The organism is Pseudomonas wadenswilerensis (assembly GCF_900497695.1).
Taxonomy (GTDB): domain Bacteria; phylum Pseudomonadota; class Gammaproteobacteria; order Pseudomonadales; family Pseudomonadaceae; genus Aquipseudomonas; species Aquipseudomonas wadenswilerensis.
Window position 1 is genome coordinate 267,474 of the sequence record NZ_UIDD01000008.1, and the last position, 22,870, is coordinate 290,343.

Here is a 22,870-nt window from a genome sequence, read left to right on the forward strand (position 1 = left end):
TAGGCGATCAGTGTACGAGGCAGACGCTGGTGGTGAAGAATTATTCCCTGGTGCTGGAATAAATTTCTGCCCCACGCGTCGTACCGGCTCATTCACTGACCCGGATCACCGCCATGAGCACTCCGTTACACGGTCGCCCCCGCGCCCTGCGCCTGGCTGCCATTGGCCTCGGGCTTACCGCCCTGGCCACCGGCTTTGCCTATGCTGCCGGCTGGATCGGCGCCGAGCGCCTGACCCCGAAGCGCTTTATCGACACCTTCGAAACCCAGGCCGGGCACTACCCCGGCTACCGTAAGAATCACGCCAAGGGCCTGTGCGTCAGCGGCTATTTCCTGAGCAGCGGGCAGGCGGCGAGCCTGTCCACTGCCCGGGTGTTCAACCAGAGCAACGTAGCGGTGATCGGTCGCTTCGCCATCGGCGGCGCCAACCCCCACAGCCCTGACGCCAGCGTGCCGACCCGTAGCCTGGCGCTGCAACTGAGCACGGACGATGGCCAGCAGTGGCGCACCGGCATGAACACCCCACCGGTGCTGGCGGTGGGTACGCCTGAAGCCTTCTACCAGCAGGTACTGGCCATGAGCCCGGACCCGGCCACCGGCAAACCCGACCCCGCGCGCCTGCAGGCGTTTTTCGCCGCCCACCCGGAAAGCGCCGCCTTTCGCCAATGGGCCAAGGACTACAAGGCCTCCGACAGTTTCGCCAGCACCAGCTACAACAGCATCAACGCCTTTGCCCTGATCGATGCCAGCGGCAAGGCCCACTACGTGCGCTGGAGCCTGTTGCCACAAACGCCGTTCAGCGCGCTGCCGGCAAAGGTTGACGACAACGACTACCTGCAGCATGACCTGCGCCAGCGCCTGAGCCAGGGCCCGCTGCGCTGGACCCTGCAATTGACCCTGGCAGCTGCCGGCGATGCAGTCGACGACCCAAGCCAGCCCTGGCCCGCACAACGCCCCACGGTGAACGCCGGTACCCTGGTGCTCGACCAGGTCGATGCCGCGGAACGAGGCGCCTGTCGCGACCTGAACTTCGACCCGCTGATTCTACCGAGCGGCATCAGGCCTTCGGCCGACCCGATCCTTGCTGCCCGCTCGGCGGCCTATTCGGAATCCTTCAACCGCCGCAGCCGTGAAGCCGCGCAGCTGGGAGCTCGCCCATGAAACCTGTTGCCTTCCACCCCCTGGCCCGCCTGCTCCATTGGCTGATGGCCGTGCTGATCCTGGCCATGCTGTTCGTCGGCGTGAGCATGGTCAGCGACCTGTCGCCGCGCCACACCTGGCTGGTCAGCCTGCACAAGGCCATTGGCCTGGCGCTGTTGCTGCTGGTGCTCGTGCGCATTGGCGTGCGCCTGAGCCTGGCGCCCCCGCCGCTGCCTGACGACATGCCACCAGTGCAACGCTGGGCGGCGAAAGCTTCGCACCTGTTGCTCTACGGGCTGATGCTGGCGATGCCGGTGCTTGGCTGGGGCATGCAGTCTGCAGGAGGCTATCCGCTGCCATTACAACTCCCGGCACTGCTGCCCCACGACCTGCCGCTGTATGCCCTGCTGCGCCAGGCCCACGGCTGGCTGGCCTATGTGTTGTTCGCCACCGTGCTGCTGCACCTGGGCGCGGCACTGGTGCACGGGCTGGTACGCCGTGACGGCGTGCTGCGCAGCATGTGGCCGGGGCCGCTGCCCAAGAATTAATATCTTAATTATTTTATGCTCAGGTCCAATTGCACCCACAAGAGGTCTATTCAAAAATAAAGATAATATGTTAACAATATAGGCAGAGACACCTGGCACCCGCCACACACAACAACAAAAAAAGGTAGCCCCATGCTTCTGCCCCGTTCGCTGACGGTGAGTGCCGGCCTGTGCGCCGCATTCACCTCCTACATCGCCCAGGCCGAGTTCATCAAGGACAGCAAAGCCAGCCTTGAGACACGCAACTTCTACTTCAGCCGCGACTTTCGCCAGAGCGGCGCGCCGCAGAGCCAGGCGCGGGAATGGGCCCAGGGTTTTATCCTGAAAATGGAGTCGGGCTTTACCGAAGGCACCGTAGGCTTCGGCCTCGATGCCCTGGGTGAACTGGGGGTCAAGCTCGACTCCAGCCGCGACCGTCGCGGCACCGGCCTGCTGCCCTTCGGCGCCACCCAGGAACCGGTGGACGACTACAGTGAACTGGGCCTGACCGCCAAGCTGCGGGTCAGCAAGACCACGCTCAAGCTCGGCACCCTGCAACCGATGCTGCCGGTGGCGGCGATCAACGACGTGCGCCTGCTGCCTTCGACCTACAGCGGCGGCCTGCTGACCTCCCAGGACATCGACGGCCTGACCCTGAACCTCGGCCGCCTGGAAAAACAGAACCTGCGCGATTCCTCGAGCAACGACGAAATGAGCTACGCCGGGGTCGAGAGCAATCATCTGGACCTGGCCGGTGGCACCTACGCGGTCAACCCGCGCCTGGCGGTCAGTTATTACTACGCGCAGATGCAGGACATCTACCGCCAGCACTACGCCGGGCTGGTCCACGACCTGCCCCTGGCCGAAGGCATCAACCTGCGCAGCGACCTGCGTTACTTCGACACCCGCGAACAAGGCAGCCACGACCTGCGCGCCGCCTCGCGGGTTGACGGCGGCAAGATCGACAACCGCTTCTTCAACGGCATGCTCACCCTCGGCGTGGGTGCGCACAAGTTCGGCCTCGGTTACCAGAACCTGTCCGGCGACGGCGATTTTGCCTACCCGGGCCTGGACCCCTACTCGGTCAACCTGGTCACCGTGAACGTCTTCACCAAGGCCGAAACCGATGCCTGGCAGGCGCGCTACGACTACAACTTCGCCGCGCTCGGTCTGCCGGGCTTGAGCTTCATGACCCGCTATGTCAATGGCAGCCATATCGAAACCGCCAGCGTCAACGGCGGCAAGGAATGGGAGCGCGATACCGACATTGCCTACGTGGTGCAAAGCGGTCCGCTGAAGAATGTCAGCGTGCGCCTGCGCAACGCCACCTTTCGCTCCAGCAGCGGTTTGACCACGGACATCGACGAGAACCGCCTGATCGTCGGCTACACCCTGGCCCTCTGGTAACGCGGCTGGCGGCCGTGTGAAAACAACCCTTTATTAGTTTTTTGGGAATGCTTATCATCTGCATCATTTTTCCGGGATGCAGCCAGGATGAGCGCACCGCCGTCACCGCCCAATGCCGAGCTCGGCCAGCTCTATCAGCACCATCACCTGTGGCTGCAACACTGGCTGCGCCGGCGCCTGAGCTGCCCGCAACGGGCGGCGGACCTGATGCAGGACACTTTCGTGCGCATCCTCGCCTCCTCCGAGGCGCTGGAACTGGTGCGCCTGCTGCGTGAGCCGCGCAACTACCTGGCGACGGTGGCGCGGCGGGTGATGATCGATCATTTCCGCCGTCAGCAACTGGAACGCGCTTACCTGGAAGCACTGGCCGCGCAACCGGAAGCCGAACAGATCTCCACCGAAGAGCAGGTGCTGATTCTGGAAACCCTGCGTGAAATTGACCAGTTGCTGGCCGGCTGTGGCGCCAAGGCGCGCAAGGCGTTTCTGATGGCCAACTGGCTGGGCATGACCTACGTGGAAATCGCCGAGGCCCTGGGCGTGTCGCTGACTACGGTGAAAAAGTACCTGATCAAGACCACCGAGCGCTGCCTGCTGCTCGCCTACGACGCCCAGCCATGACGGAGCGCGAGCGCCAACGCCAGGCCCTGAAAGCCGCCGCCCGCTGGCATGTGCAACTGGCCGCCGGCGATGCCCCGGCCGAACTGCACCAGGCCTGGCAGCTATGGCTGGCCAGCGCCGCGGAGCATCGCTGGGCCTGGGCGCGGGTCGAGCAATTGCAGGGGCGCCTGGCCAGTGTGCCCGGGGCGCTGGCCTTCGACACCTTGCAGCGCAGCGAAGCTGAGGGCCTGCCCCGGCGCAGCGTGCTCAAGGGTCTGCTGCTGGCCACCGGCCTGGGCCTTGGCGGCTGGGCCAGCTATCGCAGCCAGCCGGCGCAGCACTGGCTGGCTGATGTTCACAGCGCCACCGGTGAAATTCGTCACCTTACCCTGGACGACGGCAGCCAGTTGGTGCTCGACACCGCCAGCGCCGTGGACATTCGCTTCGACCACCAGCAACGGCTGATTCGCTTGCGTCACGGGCGGATCTTTCTTACCAGTGGCAAAGACAGCCGCCAACGCCCCTTGCGAGTGGAAACCGCTCAAGGCCTGGTCGAAGCCCTGGGCACGCGCTTCAGCGTTGAGCAGCGCGACACCGCCAGCCGGGTCGAAGTCTTCGAGCATGCGGTGCGCATCAACCCGCACCAGGCGCCGGCACGTCGACTGCACGCCGGCCAGCGCTGCCAGTTCGACAGCCATGTGGTGCATGCCGCGCAGACCGTCGCCAGCAGCGAAGCGGCCTGGACCGGCGGGCACCTGATCGTCGAAGACTGGCGCCTGGGCGATTTGCTCGAAGAGCTCGGCCGCTACCGGCCAGGGCTGTTGTCTTACTCCAACGAACTGAACGGGCTACGGGTATCCGGGACCTTTTCCCTCACAGACAGCGATGCGGCGCTGTCAGCGCTGGCCACGTCGTTCAAGCTCCAGGTGCGTCGCTACAACCGCTTCTGGGTCAGCGTCGGCCTGAGTTAAAAAAATTTCAGCGAGGGGTGCCTGTTTCTTTTCGTTCGTCCGCCTCTGTAGGAAATAATCTCATTTGCGAACGAAGAGGATTTCCATGCAACCCCGCTTCCCCCGTGCCCTTCTACCCCACCTGATTGGCAGCCACCTGCTGGCTGCCACCCTGGTCCTGCCCCTGCTACCCCTCGCCATTGCCCAGGCCGCAGAGACCGAAAGCACCAGCAGCGGCCAGGTATTCGCCATTGAAGCGGGTTCCCTGAGCCGGGTGCTGGGCAGCTTTGCCGCAGCGGCCGGAGTCAACCTGTCGTATGACGCACAGTTGACCGCCAGCCTGCAGAGCCAAGGCCTGCAGGGCCGCTTCGGGGTACTCGAAGGGTTGAGCCAGATCCTCGCCGGCAGCGGCCTGCAAGCGTTCCGCCAGGCTGACGGCAGCTACTCGATCCGCCCGCTGCCGGCCAGCAACGGTGCACTGGAACTGGGCGCCACCACCATCGGCGCCAGCACCCTCAACACCGGCATGGAAACCACCGACAGCCTCACGGTGCGCCAGGTCAGCTTTGCCAAGGGCGAGCACTCACTGCGCGAGACGCCGCAGTCGGTGACGGTGATCACCCGCAAGATGATGGACGAGCAGAACCTCACCACCCTCGAACAGGTGATGGAGAAAACCCCGGGGATCACCGTGCATGACTCGCCCATGGGCGGTAAATACTTCTACTCGCGCGGTTTCATGCTTGCCGGCCAGTACCAGTACGACGGTGTGCCGCTGGACCTCGGTGGCAACTACGTGCAGGCCAACAGTTTTGCCAGCGACATGGCCTACTACGACCGCGTCGAAGTGCTGCGCGGTGCCGCCGGCATGCTCAAGGGCTCCGGCAGCTCCGCCGGTGGCGTCAACTTCATCCGCAAGCGCGGACAGGAAAAGGCCGCTACCAGCGTCAGCCTTTCGGCAGGCTCCTGGGACAACTACCGCGCCCAGCTCGACACCGGCGGCCCGCTGAACGCGTCCGGCAGCCTGCGTGGCCGGCTGGTGGTCGCCGGGCAGGACCGCCAATACTTCTACGACATGGGCAAGCGCGACGACCAGGTGGTCTATGGCGCCCTCGACTACGACTTCAACGACGCCACCACCCTCGGCATCGGCGCCGCCTACGAGAAGCTCAATGCCACCCCGTGCTGGCAGGGCCTGCCGCGCTACAGCGATGGTTCGGACCTGAAGCTGTCGCGCTCCACCTGCCTGGGCGCGACCTGGAACAGCTGGGAAAGCCAGCGGGTCAACCTGTTCGCCGACCTCACCCACCACTTCAATGACCAGTGGCTGTTGAAAGTCGCGGCCATGCACAGCCACAACACCCAGGACATGCAGTACGCCATGACCCTGGGCAGCGTGCCGGTCGGCAGCAGCTCGGCCAACAACCCGCTGTACTCCGGCCTGTTCGACTACGACCAGCACGACTACGGCATGGACGCCTACCTGGATGGCAAATTCAACGCCTGGGGCCTGGAGCACGAGCTGATCATCGGTGCCAACGCCAGCCGGGCCAAGGGCAGCGACACCTACGCGCTGATCAACATGACCCAGTTGCTTGGCACCACCATGGACCCGTTCGCGCCCAACCGCGACATTCCCAAGCCGCCGGACAGCCTGTACCAGACCGCCTCCTACCGCGGCGGCCCGCTGCCGGTGGAAAGCGACACCCGGCAGATCGGCACCTATGCCACCTTGCGCCTGAAACTGGCCGAGCCCTTGACCCTGGTGCTTGGCAGCCGGGTCAGCTGGTACCGCAGCCAGCGCGATTCCTACACCCAGGCCTGGGACTACTGGCAGCATGACCGCAGCCAGGAAAACGGCCAGGTCACGCCGTTTGCTGCGCTGATCTACGACCTGGACGACACCTGGTCGGTGTACGGCAGCTACGCTGATATCTTCCAGCCGCAAGGCACTTACACCGACGCCCAGGGCAGCCCGCTGCAACCCAAGACCGGCGCCAACTACGAGCTGGGGATCAAGGGCGAATGGTTCGATGGCGGCCTGAACGCGGCGTTCAACCTGTTCCGCACCATCGAGGCGCACCGCGCCGAAGCCGACTATAACTCGGTATGCGCCGGCTCCTCCGACGGCTACTGCTACAGCGACAAGGGCAAGGTCCGCGCCCAGGGCTTCGAGGCCGAACTCAGCGGCGAGCTGGCCGAGCGCCTGCAGGTGCTGGCCGGCTACACCTACACCGAGCTTGAATACCTCAAGACCAATACCAACAGCCAGGACGCGACCTTCACCGCCAGCTATGTGCCACGCCATCTGTTGCGGGTCTGGGCCGACTATCAGCTGGACGGCCCGCTGCAACGCTGGAGCCTGGGCGGTGGGGTCAATGCGCAAAGCGACAACCACTACCAGGACCGCGCGGCGAAAACCGTACAGCCCGGCTATGCAATCTGGAACGCGCGCCTGGGCTACCAGCTGGATGACAACTGGAGTATCGCCGTCAATGGCAACAACCTGTTCGACAAGCATTACTACTCCAGCGTCGGCGCCCTGGCCTGGGGCAACTTCTATGGTGAGCCGCGCAATTTCATGGTGACCCTCAAAGGCGATTTCTGACGCAGGTGATTTGCGGTCGACGCCAGCAGATGACAATCGTTATCATCTTCTGCCGGTCGTCGACCGCCTTGCCCTCACCTGCCCTGGATAGCCCATGACCACCGCAACGGACCCTGCCATGCTCGACGAACCCGAGCGATCTACCTTCGACCTACGCCCGTTACTGGCGGCCAACATGGCCTGCACCATGGCGATGATGGCTTTCGTGTCCTTGATCGGCCCGATTGCCCGCACGCTCGGTCTGGCCACCTGGCAGGCCGGCGCAGCGGTGACGGTTGCCGGGGTGATCTGGATGCTCCTGGCACACACCTGGGGCCGAGCCAGTGACCGGCTGGGACGGCGCAAGGTGCTGTTGCTTGGCACCGCAGGCTTCACCGCGGCCTATTGGGCGTTATGCCTGTTCATCGATACCGCCTTGCACCTGCTGCCCAGTGCCACCCTGGCCTTTGCCGGGCTGGTGCTTGGCCGCGGCTTGATCGGCGCCTTCTACGCCGCTCTGCCGGTCGCTGGCGCGGCGCTGATTGCCGATAACATCGAACCTCAGCACCGCGCTCGGGCAATGGCTTCGCTGGGTGCGGCCAACGCCTTCGGCCTGGTGATCGGCCCGGCGCTGGCAGCGGTCCTGGCCCGCTACAGCCTGAGCCTGCCGTTCTATGTGATGGCGGTGCTACCGATGCTGGCGTTCCTGGTGCTGCTGCTCAAGCTCAAGCGTCAGGAACTGCACCTCAAGCAGCCACCCCGCCCGGTACGCCTGGCCGACCCGCGCCTGCGCCAGCCGTTGCTGGTGGCTTTCGTGGCGATGCTCAGCGTCTCGGTGGCGCAAATCACCGTCGGCTTCTTCGCCCTCGACCGTCTGGGCATGGACCCGGCCGATGCGGCGCAAACCGCCGGGGTTGCCCTGACCATGGTCGGCGTGGCGCTGATCCTGTCGCAGATCCTGGTGCGCAAACTCGAGTGGCCACCGCTGCGGATGATCCGCGTCGGCGCCAGCATCGCCGCCGTGGGCTTTGCCGCCAGCGCCCTGGCCACCAGCGCCGTGGGTTTGTGGGCGTGTTTCTTTTTCTCGGCCTGCGGCATGGGCTGGGTGTTCCCGGCGTTCTCGGCGCTGGCGGCCAATGCCATGGACGCCTCCGAACAAGGCGCCACGGCCGGTTCCATCGGCGCCGTGCAGGGCCTGGGCGTGGTCATCGGGCCGCTGGCCGGAACCCTGATCTACGCCGTCGATCCACGCCTGCCATACCTGATCGTGGGTGCCTTGTTATTGCTGGTGGGGTTTTGGCCGATGCCGCGGCGTCAGGGCTGAGCGGGTTTGGGTTTCGCGCATTCGTCGAAACCCTTGACGGTGTCGCGGCGGATCAACTGCAGTTCCTTTGTCGTCGCCGTGATAGGCCGCGCGTAATAGATGCCGTCGGCCTCGGCGAGGATTTTCATTGACTCGGTCGGCCCCTGCTCGGTATTGAGCACAATGCAGGTCCTGCCGCCCGAGCCCGACACTTGCAGGGCGTAACCGCCAATTTTTGCAGCTGCTTCGGGGAACAGCCCCACAACCATCAGCAGCAAAGTGAAGCTCACCATCAAAGGGCGAAAGACATTTTTTTGCCGATGGAAATGCACCATCATTGCCACCATCAGGACTTGCACAATCACCAGCACCAGCACTTCCAGAGCCATGATCGGCAGGAATGTCGAGGCTGAGCCGGCCAGCTCGCCCACCAGTGTTTCGACGACAGCTGTGACTTGCAGAAGCACCAGCAGTTGCAACCCGGCGCTGCACAAAGCAATCGTGTAAAACTCGCCACGTTCGGGCTTGTCGAGATCCGTAGGAACCAGCCAATGGATAAATCCTACAAAGGTTGCTACGGCAATCAGCCCGACCGGCAACAGCACCAGCCAGTACCAGTCCATGGGGCCTATCTGAATCACGAAATACCCGGAAAACGCCAGGAACAATGCCAATGCGAGGGAGCCCGCAAGCCACGCCAGGCTCACTGCGCCCCGGCTCTTCCCCTCCAGCTGATCAGCCAGACGCCTACCCTTGGCATCCAGGCGCTGGAACAGCACCATGGTCGGCAGCAGGATGTTGGTGCTGAGCACCACGATCACGAAGATCATCATGGCAAACATGATTGGCAATGCCGTAATCACCGCCCCCGAAGTAATACTCAAGGGGATCTTCTCGACCTGGATGTACTGGTGCAGATAGAGCCCGGACAGGAATAGCAGACACCCCCCTAGTGGCCAGGCACGATCATTTATCCAGAGCAAACCATCACTCAACTGCCTGGCGTACTCGCGCAAGCTGCTATTGCCCTCGGGGATAGGTTCAAGCTGGCTCATCCAACACTCCCTGTCGTTGTGGCGTGCAAAATCAGGCCCGCAACACCTGCGGCCATCCATCCCTACAGGCGGACCGCTATAGCCTAACGGAATGTGCTTTAATGCTTCGCCCAAAATTTTTGACACATAAGGCGGCTATGGACACGGGGACACGACTCAAACTGGTGCGTGAACGCAACAAACTCTCCCAACGGGAGCTGGCTCGGCGCAGTGGCCTGACCAACTCGACGATCTCGCAGATCGAGCAGAATCGCGTCAGCCCTTCGGTCAGTTCCCTGAAAAAGCTGCTTGAAGGCATTCCGATGTCGTTGGCGGAGTTCTTCAGTTTCGACGAGCCGATCCGCGAAGAGCGCTTTGTGTTCCGCTCCAACGAGCAGCCCGACCTTGGCAACAGTGGCCTGCGCATGCTGCTGGTGGGTGCCAGTGTCGAAGGCCGGCAGATGCGCATGTTGCGCGAGCTGTATGCGCCAGGTGCCGATTCCGGTGAGCCGATCGTGCATGCCGAGGGCGAAGAATGTGGCCTGGTGACCCGTGGCACCATCGAGCTGCGGGTGGATGGCCAGGTCAGCATCCTCAACTCCGGCGACGGTTACTACTTCCCCACCACCCTGCCCCACAGCTTCAAGAACATCGGCCAGGATGAGGCCGAGATCATCAGCGCCAACACCCCGGCGAACTTCTAGATTCGGGGGCTGCTGCCAGCCCATCGCCGGCAAGCCGGCTCCCACAGTAGATTTGTGTACCCGGAACTGTGGGAGCTGGCTTGCCAGCGATCGAGCGCGAAGCGGTCGCAATCTTGGCCCTTTACATCCAGCCCAGCCACTGCCACCAGGTAGCGGCAAACACCAGCATCAGCCCATAGCCAATCAAGGTCACCACAATCCCCACCCGGGCAAACTGCTTGGCGGTGAAGGTCTCGGTGCCCAGGCAGACCATGTTCTGCGGCGCGTTGATCGGCAGGATAAAGCCGTAACTGACCACGAAACCCAGGGCCATGGTCATGCCCAGCCGGCTGAAGTCACCCGGCAGGGTCTGCAGCACGGCGATCAGTATCGGCAGCAGCGCCGAGGTCAGCGCGGTGGCGCTGGCAAAGCCCAGGTGGATCAGAATCAGGAAGGCCGCGAGGATCGAAAACACCCCCAGGGTGCCCAGTTGATCCAGCCCGGTATGAGCCACCACCTGCGCGCCCAGCCATTGCCCGGCCTGAGTGGTAAGCAAGGTGGTGCCCAGGCTGATGCCGACACCAAAGACAATCACCGTCCCCCAGGGAATGCGCGCCTGCACGTCTTTCCAGGTCATCACCCCGATCCGTGGCAGCAGCAGGATCACCAGCCCGGCATAGGTGGTCGAGGTGGTGTCGAAGTGATGCAACTTGCCCTCGGTGGCCCAGGCCAGCAGCAACAGCAGCGACACGCCAAGCAGGCGTTTCTGCGCCGCGGTCATCGGCCCGAGTTCGGCCAGGGTCTTGCTCACTGCCGCCTTGCCGCCGGGAATCGCGTCGCTCTCGGGCGGCAGCATTTTCAGCACCAGCACGATCAGCACCACCGACATGATCAACGCCCAGGGCGCGCCGGCGATCAACCAGTCGATCCACGACACCCGGGCGCCGAGCATCTTGTCCATGAAGCCGACGGTCAGCAGGTTCTGCGCCGCCGCGGTCTGGATGCCGATGTTCCAGATGCTGGTGCCCTGGGCGACGATGATCATGATCCCGGCGGCGATGTTCGAGCGCTTGTCGACGCCAAAGGCGGCGATCACGCCCATCATGATCGGTACCACGCAGGCACTGCGCGCCGTGGCGCTGGGCACCACCAGGCTGAGTAGCACGGTGACCGCGACAGCACCGAGAAGGATGCGCCGGGTGCTGACACCGATACTCGACAGCGTCACCAGGGCGATGCGTCGGTCCAGGCCGGTGTGGGTCATGGCTGCGGCGATGAACAAGGCACCCACCACCAGGGCCAGGGCGCTGTTGGAGAACCCGGTCAGGGCCAGGGTAATGGCTGCGGAGGAGCCGTAGATCACCGAGGGGTCGGCCACGGTCGGCGCAGTGCCGAGCAAAAAGGCCATCAGCGAGGTGATCATGATCGCACTGGCTTCGTACGACACCGCTTCGGTGATCCACACCACCACGGCAAAGGCCAGGATTGCCAACACCCGGTGGCCGGCCACTGGCAGGTCGGCGGGCATCGGCAGCAACAGCACCCCGACCAGGGCCGCGATACCCACCAGCAGGCCAATAGGCATGCGGGTTCCGGCGGTTTGAGAGACAGGCGCATTGGCCGGCGAATTCATGGGTAACTCCCTGCAGAACATGTGCAGCCATGATCCTGCAGATCGCTTTAACGCAGACTGATGCGTGTCAATGCCCCGAATTCGAGGCATTGTCGGACAAGATGTAGTGCATCAAAAAAAACACTACAAAACCTGTTGACGCCGTTCGTCGCCCCTTGCATGATGAGGTCGTCTCCCCGATCGGGGGTACTGGCAAGGGTGTTCCAGGCAGCTCGACAGATCCATGAGCTGTGTGCGGATGGGTACTGCCCAAAAGGCAGCGTGTAGAAGCCCCCAGTTGTGACGCTGCTGTAGCAGCTTTCATTTAACGCTACATGTTATGCGCCAAGTGCGAACAAACAACGAATGGTCTAGGGGGCTTTATGATGAATCTGAACAATCAACCGACTGTTGAAGAACTGGCCCGGCTGTTCGCCGCGCGCAAGGACACTCTCGACAGCCACATCCTCTGGGTTTGCGAATCGGGTGAAGTTCGCCTGGACAGCCTGGAAAGCATGAGCGACGAAACGCAGTTCGAGCAATGCAACCCGAACATGCGTGCCCGCCTGAAGATGTACCGTCGCGGCCAGGGCTACGTCGGCAAGAAAGCCGCTGCCGACACCCAGTATGTCGGACGGGTTCTGCAGACCCTGCAAAGCGAATGGGCTGCGCTGCAGAACACTCCTGGCGTCGCGGTGATCGACCGTCTCTGCTAAGGGTCGCTGGGGTGCAGCACTGCCCCAGCCACGCTTGAGCCCAATCCCTGCGGATTGGGCTTTTTTATGGTTCTTCACGGAATCCTGGGGGGCTAAGCCTCAACATCCCAACCCTGGATTCCGTGAAGAGCCTTTTTTATTTATCCCGGTACCTGGCTAGAATGGCGCTTTGCACAAGAGCCCGCTTATGACCCAACCTGCTTTCGGCACCGGTGATGCCTCCTACCAGGCCGCCGGTGGCATCGACGGCCTGCGCCGCCTGGTCGATGCGTTCTACCGGTTGATGGATGAGAACCCCGAGGCACTGGCCGTGCGCCAGATGCACCCGCAAAGCCTCGATGCCTCGCGCGACAAGCTGGCCTGCTTCCTCAGTGGCTGGCTCGGTGGCCCGCGGCTGTTCAGTGAACGCTATGGTCCGATCGCCATCCCGGCCTTCCATGCCCAATGGCCGATCGATGAAAACCACAGCGCCATCTGGTTGAACTGCATGGAACAGGCGATTGCCCTGCAGGATTATTCTGCCGAGTTCGCCGAGTACCTGCTGCGCCAGCTACGCGTGCCGGCCCAGCGCATCGTCCAGGCCAGCCGCGCCCGTCACCCTCAGGCCTGACGGCGCAATGGCGCCTTCTCCAGTGGCAACGCCCCGGTAGCCAGTGCCCTGGCCCGGTCGACGCCCCAGACCATGGCGCGCGTCATGGTTTCACAGGGGCGGTTGTCGTAGTACTCCTCGACCATGGCCTTGCCCTGGCGCGTATAGATGCCGAGGAACAATTGCGTGGCGCCGGTACGCGACAGCCTTACCTGTACGTCGAGGCTGGTCCCGTCACTGAGCTGTTCGTCATGGCTGCGGCTGTGCAGTTGTGCGTCGGCCCAGTTCCAGTAAGTCTCTTCCCTGATACGCATCGAATGGCTCCTGTATTGATGGCGGCGATAGTAAGGCACACAACCCGGCATCAGGCGAGTGCGAGCCGCGCAACCTTTGCGCAAGGTCAAACAATGCAAAAAAAACCCCGCCGTTGGGCGGGGTGGTGGACGATTCGTTTACTTCTTCGCGGGCAAGCGCGGGGTGAATTTGCCCTTCTTGCTACGCTGCAGCGCGTTCAGGCGCACCTGTGCGTCTTCCTGCGTCATGTTGGTAAAACCCAGCCGATAGCCGCTCTGCCCGCAACGGATTAGATTGTTGATTGGAAAAGCGTCGCCGTTGTCCTCATTGAACAAGTCAACCATGCCCCAGTCTCCCTCCGACAGCGGATCAGTACCGGCAAACAGATGATTGCCCAGAAAAGCACTGACCCTGGTGATTCTGAGACTAGCCGGTCATTTGTGGACCACACGGGCAAAGACAAAAAAGCCCGACCAATGGCCGGGCTATTTTGTCGCACCCCAGGGTGACTTGAGAGGCTTACTTGAGCTTTACGGCGGTGCCGGTGACAAACACCACGACCATGCCACCGCGCGCCGACGGCATGCTGATTTCGTAATCCAGGCCCACCACTGCATCGGCCTGCAGGCTGCGCGCGCGGGCGCGGATTTCATCGGTGGCCTGGATGCGTGCCTCTTTCAGCGCGCTTTCCAGGGTTTGTGAACGGCCACCGAAAAAGTCGCGGAAACTGGCGAAAATATCGCGAACCACGTTGATACCCTGGACCGACTCGGCGCTGACCACATCCAGGTAGGCGGCAATTTCCCGGCCTTCGATGGTCCCTGTGGTAGTGATGATCATACTGCTCTCCTTCGGCCTTGCCAGTCAGCCGCCCGACGCTTCAGCGAGCGGGCGGTAAAAAAACGCGATGGTAGCAAAACCAAGGCCAGTCGCGCGGTCTATTTATACAAGCAATACATTGTGTAATAGTGCGACTGCACCTAGACTTTCAGCCACTCGAAACCCCACCTGCGAAGGAGCCGCGCATGAACACCGCCCATCCCCCTGCCCCCGCTTCATGGGCTGAATTGTTGCGCGGGCGCAACGCCCTGCGCTCGATTGCCCTGGCCGGAGGTGTGGCCTTGCATGCGATCAACGTCTATATAGTGACCACCATTTTGCCGACCGTGATTGCCGACATCGGCGGCCTGGCCTTTTATGCCTGGAGCACCACCCTGTTCGTCGCCACCTCGATCATCGGTTCGACCCTGTCGGCGCAATTGATCGAACGCCTGGGCGCGCGGGCAGCCTTTCTCCTGGCCCTGGCAGTGTTCGCCCTGGGCTCGGTGATCTGCGCCGCAGCGCCCAGCATGCCGGTGCTGCTGATCGGCCGCAGCGTCCAGGGCCTGGGCGGCGGCATCCTGTTTGCCCTGAGCTACGCGCTGATCCGCCTGGTGTTCGACGAACGCCTGTGGCCGCGGGCCATGGCCCTGGTGTCCGGCATGTGGGGCGTGGCCACCCTGTGCGGGCCGGCGGTCGGTGGCATCTTTGCCCAGGGCGGCCATTGGCGCTGGGCATTCTGGTCACTGCTGCCGGTGGCGGCGCTGCTGGCGCTGATCGTCATCAGCCAGTTGAGCAACAAGGTTGCCGCCCGCTCGCAATCCCGTCCGCCCTATGGCCTGATCGCCTGCCTGGTGGCGTCAGTACTGGCGATTTCCGCCGCCAGCCTGTCGACGCAGCTGCTCTGGAACCTGATCGGCATCGGCGCGGGGCTGGCCCTTGCCGCACTCATCGCCCGCCTCGACCACACCCCTGGCCGACGCCTGCTGCCCACCGGCGCCTACGCACTGGGCACGCCGCTGGGCGCGCTGTACGCGGTGATGTGCCTGCTGATCGCGGCGATCACCACGGAAATATTCGTCCCCTATTTTCTTCAGGAAATTCACGGCCTGAGCCCACTTGCCGCCGGCTATATGACGGCGGCCATGGCCGCAGGCTGGACCGTCGCCGCGTTGTTCAGCGCCAGCCGCACAGGTGCTGGCGCCGAGCGCATGATCCGCTTCGGCCCGGCAGTGATCCTCGTGGCCCTGCTGGCGCTGGCGCTGATGACTCCGCAACAGCCGTGGCTGGCCCAGGCGTCGGGCCTGGCGTTGTATTGCCTGGCCCTGGCCGGGGTCGGGCTAGGGATCGGCCTGGGCTGGCCGCACCTGCTGACGCGGGTGCTCAGCGCTGCCCGCGCAGGCGAAGAGAACCTCGCCTCGGCGTCGATCACCACCGTGCAACTGTACGCCACCGCCCTGTCCGCGGCGCTGGCCGGGCTGGTCAGCAACAGCGCCGGGCTGGTCGAGCCCGGCGGCGTCGCCGGGGCACAGCAGGCCTCGACGTGGCTGTTCAGCGTGTTTGCCCTGGCGCCAGCGCTGGCCCTGCTGCTGACCTGGCGCCTTACCCGAAACCCGGCCAGGGCCCTGGCCTGATGAGTTGAGTCCCCCGTCCGATGCAAGGAGCAGCGATGAAAGAAGCCAAACAGGTGTACGAGCGCATCAGCGAACAGTTTGAAGACTTCACCAGCCACGCCAGCCAGCGCGGCATCGAAGTCGATACCTTCCGCTACATGGTCGGCAACGTGCAGGGCCTGGAGATTCTCGACCTGGCCTGCGGTCACGGCTTTTTCAGCCGTCAGCTCAAGGACTGGGGCGCTGCCCATGTGCGCGGCGTGGATATTTCGCCGAGCATGATCTATCAGGCCCGCCAGGCCAACGACGGCATCGCCTACGAAGTGCGGGACGTGGCGCAGATGGGGCGCATCGGCACCTACGACAAGGTTACCGCTGCCTGGCTGTTCAATTACGCCAGCAGCGTCGAGGAGCTGGGGCGGATGTTCAGCAGCGCCGCGCAGAACCTCAAACCCGGCGGCCAGTTGGTGGCCTATACCGCCAACCCGGCGTTCGACCTGGGCAAGGGCAACTTCACCCGCTATGGCATCAGTGTGCTGGATGAAAATGTCGTGAATGGCGGCTATCGCTGCAAGGCGCAGTTCATGTCCACGCCGCCGGCCGACTTCACCTACTACCGCTGGCGTCAGGACGTGTATGAAGACGCGGCAAAAGCCGCGGGGTTCAGCGACTGCCGCTGGATCGCGCCCTTGATCAGCAAACAACGCAAGGATGCCCGGGAGCCGGGCTACTGGGATGGGTTCGAAAGCAACAGCCTGCAGATCGGCCTGATCTGCAGGAAGTAAACAGAACGGCCGGGAGCTGAAACCTCAGATCCCGGCCGTGATCACCTCAGTTGCGGACCAGCGCCAGCAGGTACATGGCGTCGCCATGCTGGCGTTCGATCACCACCAGTTCCTGCCAGGCAAAACCGTAGCCTTCGAGGCTGTCGCGGATGCCCTGCTCGGTGAAGAAGTAACCCTGGCGCTGGTTGTCCATCTCGCGCCAGCCCGGTACCGGGTTGCTACTGTCCACGCCAAAGACGTTAAGGGCAATCAGACCGCCCTTGCGCACATGGCTGCGCATATGCGCCAGGTAGGCATCCCACTCATCGGGGTGCTGATGGTGGAAGCAGCCGTTGTCGAGTACCGCGTCGAACTGCCGACCGTCCGCTGTCTGCCAGTCCTGCAAGGCGCTGTTGACCAGCTCCAGGCGTTCGCCCCAGCGCTTGCGCAATAGCGGCCAGCTGGAGTTCTCGACGATGTCCAGGCCGGTGACCCGGTGCCCGGCCTGGATGAACTCCGAGGCATCGCGGCCACGTCCGACGCCGACATCGAGGATGCGCTGGTCGGGCTTGTCGCCCAGCGCCGCGAGGAAAACCCGCGCCGCCCGGGCCATGCCGATGTCCCACGACCACTCGTCTTCGCCATGGCTATAGCGGTGCACGAACGAGGTATCGAGGGCCTTGCGGTACGCCGAAGGCTCCATGAAATCCACTGCCTGCTTGCTCATTGACCGATCTCCTCGCACTCAGGAAGCACGCCGGGCGGCGATGCCATAGATGTTGCCGTCATAGGAGCTGGCCAGAAAATCATGCTGCTGGCCGCTGTGGGTGATACAGGAAATGCCACTCGCGGTTGGCCGTTGCAGCGGCTGCCAGCTGCGCGTGGCCAGGTTGAACAGCGCCACGGTGCCGTTGTAGGCGGCGGTGGCGATGATCGCGCCATCGGCCGAGGCGCCGATGCACTTGATCGAGTGCTGGTGCGGCGAATCGTAGACCTCATCACCGCCCTCCAGCCACAGACGCAGCTTGAGGTCACGACCAATACTGGCAAAGCCGCCTTCGATCTGGCAGCAACCGTTGGAGATCCGCGCGTGGGCGTTGTCGATGTGGCGGGCGCAACTAAAGTCGTCGATGCGGTGCAAGGCGGCGTCGGCCGAGGCGCAGACGCTGAACAGGTAACGCTCATTGGCAGCCACGCCCTTGATGGCGTTGTCGTGCATGGCGATCGAAGCCACCAGCTTCAGGCTGTCGCGACCGTCGAGGATGAACACCAGGCCTTCGCCGGTGTAGGTGCCGATCAACGCATGCGGCACGCCATCCTTTTCAAAGGTGGTGCCGCAGTTCAGGGGCGAGCGGTGCTGGTACAACAGCTGTCCGCTGAGGGCATCGAACACCTGGCCCATCTGCCCGCCGGTCAACAGCAGCGGCCCGAACGGCAGGAGGAAGTTGCACAGGCTGCCGACCCCGGTCACCGGCTTGTTGTCGCGAAACAGCAAGCCGGCATCGCCGATGCTGTACTGCTGGCCCTGGGCAGTCACCACCGCGTTGATGCTGACCGCGGGCTGGATACCGTCGACGCTCCACTCGTCACGCTCGTAGTTCCAGGTGGCGTAGCGTGAACCGAAGGTGGCGAACACCAGTTCTTCTTCGCCAACAAAGGCGCAGCTGCGCGGCCAGATGATGCTCGGCAGCGCGGTGCTGCGCAGCTTGCTGAGGTTGTGCTGGGCATCGAAGCGCCAGAGAATTGCCGAACGGTCGTAGCTGAGGGTTACCAACAGTTGCTTGTCATCGTTCCAGACGATGCGCTTGATCCCGGCGTCGTGGGCGGCAACGCTGCGCACCTGGCCCTGGCAGATGATCGAGATGCGCCCCTCGTCGTCGCCGGCGAACACCACGCCGTTGCGGGTGATGGCAATGGTGTCGGTCTCGACGCCGCCGATATCCACCTCATCGCACTGGGCGAAGCTGGTGGTGTCCCACTGGCGCACGGTGCCATCGTCGCTGCTGGAAATCAGGCGCTTGCCGTCCGGCGACCAGACCACCGAAATCACGTCGGCCTGGTGGCCATGGAAACTGCCCTTGAGGTTGCCCTGCAAATCGAAAATGCGCAGCACATGATCACGTGAACAGGTGGCAACCAGCGTGCCGTCGGGCGAGAACACCGCCATCTCGACGTCGTCCTGGTGACCGGACAGCACCGCCTTGAGGCGCATGCTCGGCACTTCCCAGATCCGCGCGGTGTAGTCGCTGCTGGCGCTGACCAGGTGCTTGCCGTCGGCGCTGAAGGCACACTGGTTGGCCAGGTGATCATGGTGCACGCGATGGATCGGCAAACCGGTGCGGGCGTTCCACAGGATGACCTGGTTGTCGTAGCCGGCGGTGGCCACGAACTCTGCTGCATGGGCGGCAATGCCGCTGATGGGGCCTATGTGTTTCATCGAAAAATCCTTTTTTCTTCAGAGAACAATCAAAGCTTGATGGAGTGGCTGGACTTGGCCACCTTCGACAGCAGGTAGTTGCGGTTGTGCTGGGTGAGGAACACCCCGGTCGGCACCTGGTCGACCACGTCGATGCCGCCATCACGCAGTTGCTGGACCTTGTCGGGGTTGTTGGTGAGCAGACGGCAGCGGTGCACGTTGAGGGCCTTGAGCATCTGCGCCGCGGGGCTGAAGCTGCGCGAATCCGCCGGATGGTTGAGTTCGAGATTGGCCTCATAGGTGTCCAGGCCACGGTCCTGCAGCAGGTACGTCTCGAACTTGGAGTACAGGCCGATACCACGGCCCTCCTGACGCAGGTAGATCAGGTAGCCGCCCTGCACGTTCAGGGTGTTGAGGGCCTCCTGCAATTGCGGGCCGCAGTCGCAGCGCTGGGAGCCGAACACATCGCCGGTAATGCATTCGGAATGCACCCGCACCAGCGGCACCTCGGCCTTGTCCAGGTTGATGCCGACGGCAAAATGCTCGTTGTGCTTGTCGAAGCCCTTGAAGCCGAAGAAGTGAGCGTCGACCGAACCGCCCAAAATGGAAATCGGCACCTTGGTGTGCAGCGAAACGTCGTTGTTCATGATCAAACCTCGCACGATTGACAGATGATTCAGTTGTTGTTTTCTACCAGGCGAAAGCCCATGACATAGATCGGTCGCGGGTAGCGCCCATGTCGCCGAGGGTTGCGCGCCAGGTCGCGAAAGCGCGTGAAGCTGCCACCACGGGCGATACGGTGACGACCGACATCCAGTACCAGGTCGTCGTTGATCTGCGGGCCACCGGGGTACGGCCGATAGTCATCGGCGACGTATTCCTCGACGTTACCGGCCATGTCCAGCGCACCAAACACCGAGGCGCCCTGGGGAAATACCCCCACCGGGGTGCTGTCCAGGTAACCCAGTTCGATGGTGTTGGCGTATTCGGCGTGGAAGCTCTCGCCCCAGGGAAACTGCAGGCGCTGGGGCCCGGCCGCGGCATGTTCCCACTGGGCTTCGGTGGGCAGGCTGAAGCGTCGGCCGGTGCGCTGGCTCAACCACTGCGCATAGGCATCGGCGTCCGTGTCACTGACGCTGTACACCGGGTGGTTGGCGCGCTGCAACGGGTAGCGGCCGAAGGCCCAGCTGCTGGGCAGCGCCGGGTGGCCGGTGTCGAGCAAGAATTCCCGGTACTCGCTGTTGGTCACGGCAAAGCGGGCGATGCGGTAGCGGTCCAGATCGACGCTGTGCAGCGGGGTTTCCTTCTCGATCCAGCTACGGTCCAGGCCCAGGCCCTCGAAGTCGTCCATGACCTGGCCGACCCTTGCAGGGTCCAGGCCGATCTGCACGGTCGCAGCGGGAATGTCGATCATCTGCGGGTTGAACACATCGATGCGCGGGTCGCCGCGCAAGCCCAGCACTTCGCCAGCGGCAATGCGCCGGTACAGCGGCGCGCCAGCGCTTTCAAGCAGCGCCAGCAATTGTTCGACCGGTGTATCGAGCATCGAGCTGATCGCCAGCCCCACCTGCTCCACCAGCGGGTATTCCAGGTAATGTTCCGGGTAGCCCATCAGCACCCGGTCGGTAACATCTTTGGGCAGCGGGCTGGGGAGCCGCGGCCAGTGCCGATCCTTGAGACTGTTCATCCTTGCACCTTGTTTTGAGTAACGACGCCCACGACGGGGCCGAACCCGGTTCGGCCCACGACGTAGTACCCAGGGGTAGCCTCAGAGCTGGTCGAGCAGCAGCCGGCGATTGGTTTCGATCATCTCGATTTCCGCGCTGTAGACTTCGACCACCAGGCCATCGGGGTCTTCGAAGTACACGGCGCTGCGCACGTTATCCGGGCCATGGTGATAACCCGGCGCCGGGCCGTTGCCCTTGACCAGCTTGATCGAGCCATTGGCGGTGACCCGCTCGGCGATGCGCTTGACGTCTTCGGGCAAGGCGCGAATGCCGATATGATAGCCCGGCGGGTAGCTGAACTCGGCGCTCTGCTCGATGAAGAAATCAAAGCCGTTTAGCTCCATCACCACCTTGCGCGGGCCGAGGTTGTAGCAGTAGCGCGCGCCGAAGATGTTGCGGTAGAAGGCCTGGGAAACCTCCAGATCACGGGCCAGGATGTTGATGTGATTGAGCTGCGGCTGCTGGCGGGCCAGCGCGGCGGCGTCGATCGACACCCCTTCAAGGGCACGCCACATCTTTACTGCAGCGGTAAACTTCGCGTACCCGGCCAGCCAGGTTTTCAGCGCCTCGCTCGACTGCGGCTTGTCCAGCTGGGTCAGGCCATAGGGGTAGACGAAGCAGGCCGCAGCCTGCGACAGCTGCTGGTTGATGGCCTCTGCAGCAGGCTCCCTGCCCTGGCTGTCGGCCAGGCGCACCAGGGTCACCGCCGTATTGCGATAGAGGGCTTCGGCTGCCTTGAGCTGGGCCGCCAGCGCCGCTTGCTGATCACTTGCCAGCAGCACGATCAGGCCATCGGCCTCGCCCTGGCGGGACAGTTGCGCGGTAGCGTGCAATTCGAAACCGGCGGCGCTGGCCACCTGGCCCAGCTCACCGATCAGGGTCAGCGCACGGGCGTCAGGATTGGCCCCGTGCAGCAGAATGAACTTGAGCATCAGTTGACCCTCCGCCCGACCAGCAGGGTGTAGCGACCGATCGGCTCCTGGTCGACGCTCAGGCCCTGATCCTGCAGCTGTTTTGCCAGCCAGCGGGTCGGGTGCAGCTCGCCATTCACGGTGTTGACCATCATGTGCAGGGAGAAGTCAGCCGACAGCGCCGGGTGAATCTCGTCCTCGTCCAGGGTCATGCTGAGGATCAGCAAGGCGCCGTGTTGTTCGAGCAACCGGCTGGCGCCCTTGATCAGCGTGGTGGTCTGTTCACGGGTGAAGTAATGCAGGCAGTCGTTGAGCATCACCACGTCGGCGCGCGCGTCCTGGTAACGGGCAAGGTCGAGCAGGTTGCGCTCCTTGAAGCTCAGGCGCTGCTCGAGCTGGTACTTGCCAATGGTGCTCTCGGCCGCCTGGCGGGTGGCGCCCAGGTCCCAGATTTCGCCGCTGACCTGCGGGTGGCGGCGGGCGATCTCGGCGATGTAGGTACCGTGGCCGCCAGCCAGGTCGATGACCGTCTTCGCCTGGTCAAAGACTGACAGCTCACGCAGTACATCGACCATTGGCTGGCTGAAGCGGACCATGGCATCGTTAAAGGCATCGCGGGCGGCGATGTCATGCTTGAAGCGGTTTTCCTGCTGAAAGTCCAGTGACCGGGTGGTGCTGAGAATCTCGCCCAGGCGCGGCCAGTTCTGCCATTGCAGGCGCTGGTGAGCAATGATCGGGCCGATGAATTCAGCACTGCTGCTGACCAGGAAGCGCTCGCTCAACGGCTGGTTGACGAAACCGTTGTCGGTTTTTTGCAGCAGGCCCATGGCGACCAGGGCATTGAGGAAGATCTTGCCCTTGTTGGCCACCCAGCCCAGCGCCAGGCTCACGGCCTCGGCCTTGACCGGCGTGCGGGTGTGGTCGAACACCTGGTGCGCCACCGCCGCATGGAGGATGGCCGACTGGCGGTACTGATCGGAGAGTTTCACCAGGTCGAACACACCATTGAGGGCATTGGTTTCCTCGGCGTGTTCATAGATGGTCACCGGTTTTTGCGCATTCATACACTCACTTCCCTGTTGAGTTTCATTTCCTGCATGTTCCAGGCCGATGGCCTGCCGTGCACGGCAAGGTTCTGGCTGTTGGCGGTGCTCACTGCGGCCACAGGCGCAAAACTAAGAA

Annotated in this window: 23 protein-coding genes; 12 read left to right on the plus strand and 11 right to left on the minus strand. The window is 63.4% G+C overall.

The annotated features are described in order from the left end of the window. The first annotated feature begins 113 nt into the window (after positions 1-113). The 7 genes from CCOS864_RS16700 to CCOS864_RS16730 all read left to right on the plus strand — a co-directional run bounded on the left by CCOS864_RS16700 (position 114) and on the right by CCOS864_RS16730 (position 8,531). Entirely contained in the window at positions 114-1,160 is a 1,047-nt protein-coding gene (locus CCOS864_RS16700) for a catalase family peroxidase (RefSeq protein ID WP_115087447.1), read from the plus strand. After that, positions 1,157-1,687, plus strand: a complete 531-nt coding sequence (locus CCOS864_RS16705; protein WP_115087449.1) for a cytochrome b — start codon at positions 1,157-1,159, stop codon at positions 1,685-1,687. Before CCOS864_RS16700 ends, CCOS864_RS16705 begins: the two co-directional genes overlap by 4 nt. A 132-nt stretch (positions 1,688-1,819) precedes the next feature. After that, on the plus strand, positions 1,820-3,073 hold the full coding sequence (locus CCOS864_RS16710) for an OprD family porin (protein WP_115087451.1): 1,254 nt from the start codon (positions 1,820-1,822) through the stop codon (positions 3,071-3,073). Positions 3,074-3,160: 87 nt separating this feature from the next. After that, positions 3,161-3,691 carry a sigma-70 family RNA polymerase sigma factor gene (locus tag CCOS864_RS16715; RefSeq protein ID WP_115087453.1) on the plus strand — a complete coding sequence of 177 codons (531 nt, stop codon included), beginning with the start codon at positions 3,161-3,163 and terminating at the stop codon, positions 3,689-3,691. Next, entirely contained in the window at positions 3,688-4,641 is a 954-nt protein-coding gene (locus tag CCOS864_RS16720) for a FecR domain-containing protein (protein WP_115087455.1), read from the plus strand. The genes CCOS864_RS16715 and CCOS864_RS16720 overlap by 4 nt, the downstream gene beginning before the upstream one ends. Positions 4,642-4,726: 85 nt before the next feature. Continuing rightward, a complete protein-coding gene (locus CCOS864_RS16725) occupies positions 4,727-7,228 on the plus strand; it encodes a TonB-dependent siderophore receptor (RefSeq protein WP_115087457.1) in 2,502 nt (833 codons plus the stop codon). A 94-nt stretch (positions 7,229-7,322) separates the two neighbouring features. Continuing rightward, positions 7,323-8,531 carry an MFS transporter gene (locus CCOS864_RS16730; RefSeq protein ID WP_115087459.1) on the plus strand — a complete coding sequence of 403 codons (1,209 nt, stop codon included), beginning with the start codon at positions 7,323-7,325 and terminating at the stop codon, positions 8,529-8,531. Here the strand turns inward: CCOS864_RS16730 and CCOS864_RS16735 are convergent. Next, positions 8,522-9,565, minus strand: coding sequence for a hypothetical protein (locus CCOS864_RS16735; RefSeq protein ID WP_115087461.1), 1,044 nt, complete (start codon positions 9,563-9,565; stop codon positions 8,522-8,524). The two genes, CCOS864_RS16730 and CCOS864_RS16735, sit on opposite strands and share 10 nt — an antisense overlap. A gap of 137 nt (positions 9,566-9,702) precedes the next feature. On the opposite strand from CCOS864_RS16735, the gene CCOS864_RS16740 reads away from it, so the two are divergent. Beyond that, positions 9,703-10,248, plus strand: coding sequence for a cupin domain-containing protein (locus tag CCOS864_RS16740; RefSeq protein ID WP_038995852.1), 546 nt, complete (start codon positions 9,703-9,705; stop codon positions 10,246-10,248). Between the two features lie 121 nt (positions 10,249-10,369). On the opposite strand, the gene CCOS864_RS16745 is transcribed toward CCOS864_RS16740, so the two are convergent. After that, positions 10,370-11,812, minus strand: a complete 1,443-nt coding sequence (locus CCOS864_RS16745) for a DASS family sodium-coupled anion symporter (RefSeq protein ID WP_205125907.1) — start codon at positions 11,810-11,812, stop codon at positions 10,370-10,372. Positions 11,813-12,222: 410 nt separating this feature from the next. Here CCOS864_RS16745 and CCOS864_RS16750 point away from each other — a divergent pair, with 410 nt between their 5' ends. Continuing rightward, entirely contained in the window at positions 12,223-12,555 is a 333-nt protein-coding gene (locus CCOS864_RS16750) for a hypothetical protein (protein ID WP_115087465.1), read from the plus strand. Positions 12,556-12,742: 187 nt separating this feature from the next. After that, positions 12,743-13,165, plus strand: coding sequence for a group II truncated hemoglobin (locus CCOS864_RS16755; protein WP_115087466.1), 423 nt, complete (start codon positions 12,743-12,745; stop codon positions 13,163-13,165). Here the strand turns inward: CCOS864_RS16755 and CCOS864_RS16760 are convergent. From CCOS864_RS16760 to CCOS864_RS16770, 3 genes are all read right to left on the minus strand, one after another. Next, positions 13,156-13,458 carry a hypothetical protein gene (locus CCOS864_RS16760; protein WP_115087467.1) on the minus strand — a complete coding sequence of 101 codons (303 nt, stop codon included), beginning with the start codon at positions 13,456-13,458 and terminating at the stop codon, positions 13,156-13,158. The genes CCOS864_RS16755 and CCOS864_RS16760 overlap by 10 nt on opposite strands. Before the next feature lie 138 nt (positions 13,459-13,596). Further along, positions 13,597-13,782: a hypothetical protein gene (locus CCOS864_RS16765; RefSeq protein ID WP_115087468.1), complete on the minus strand. Its 186-nt coding sequence runs from the start codon at positions 13,780-13,782 to the stop codon at positions 13,597-13,599. Between the two features lie 175 nt (positions 13,783-13,957). Then, the gene (locus CCOS864_RS16770; protein WP_115087469.1) at positions 13,958-14,278 is read right to left on the minus strand and encodes a YbjQ family protein; all 321 of its coding nucleotides are present in this window, start codon (positions 14,276-14,278) and stop codon (positions 13,958-13,960) included. Positions 14,279-14,463: 185 nt separating this feature from the next. On the opposite strand from CCOS864_RS16770, the gene CCOS864_RS16775 reads away from it, so the two are divergent. Both CCOS864_RS16775 and CCOS864_RS16780 read left to right on the plus strand, forming a co-directional pair. Beyond that, positions 14,464-15,891: an MFS transporter gene (locus CCOS864_RS16775; RefSeq protein WP_115087470.1), complete on the plus strand. Its 1,428-nt coding sequence runs from the start codon at positions 14,464-14,466 to the stop codon at positions 15,889-15,891. A gap of 35 nt (positions 15,892-15,926) precedes the next feature. Further along, a complete protein-coding gene (locus CCOS864_RS16780; protein ID WP_115087471.1) occupies positions 15,927-16,655 on the plus strand; it encodes a class I SAM-dependent methyltransferase in 729 nt (242 codons plus the stop codon). Between the two features lie 46 nt (positions 16,656-16,701). On the opposite strand, the gene CCOS864_RS16785 is transcribed toward CCOS864_RS16780, so the two are convergent. The 6 genes from CCOS864_RS16785 to CCOS864_RS16810 form a co-directional block, all read right to left on the minus strand. Continuing rightward, positions 16,702-17,361: an SAM-dependent methyltransferase gene (locus tag CCOS864_RS16785; protein WP_115087472.1), complete on the minus strand. Its 660-nt coding sequence runs from the start codon at positions 17,359-17,361 to the stop codon at positions 16,702-16,704. A gap of 18 nt (positions 17,362-17,379) precedes the next feature. After that, entirely contained in the window at positions 17,380-19,071 is a 1,692-nt protein-coding gene (locus CCOS864_RS16790; RefSeq protein ID WP_115087473.1) for a WD40 repeat domain-containing protein, read from the minus strand. Between the two features lie 29 nt (positions 19,072-19,100). Further along, a complete protein-coding gene (gene ribA / locus CCOS864_RS16795; protein WP_115087474.1) occupies positions 19,101-19,697 on the minus strand; it encodes a GTP cyclohydrolase II RibA in 597 nt (198 codons plus the stop codon). Between the two features lie 29 nt (positions 19,698-19,726). Further along, a complete protein-coding gene (locus CCOS864_RS16800; RefSeq protein WP_115087475.1) occupies positions 19,727-20,737 on the minus strand; it encodes a formylglycine-generating enzyme family protein in 1,011 nt (336 codons plus the stop codon). A gap of 81 nt (positions 20,738-20,818) precedes the next feature. Beyond that, positions 20,819-21,709: a VOC family protein gene (locus CCOS864_RS16805; RefSeq protein ID WP_115087476.1), complete on the minus strand. Its 891-nt coding sequence runs from the start codon at positions 21,707-21,709 to the stop codon at positions 20,819-20,821. Then, entirely contained in the window at positions 21,709-22,752 is a 1,044-nt protein-coding gene (locus tag CCOS864_RS16810) for a methyltransferase (protein WP_115087477.1), read from the minus strand. The genes CCOS864_RS16805 and CCOS864_RS16810 overlap by 1 nt, the downstream gene beginning before the upstream one ends. Between the last annotated feature and the right edge of the window lie 118 nt (positions 22,753-22,870).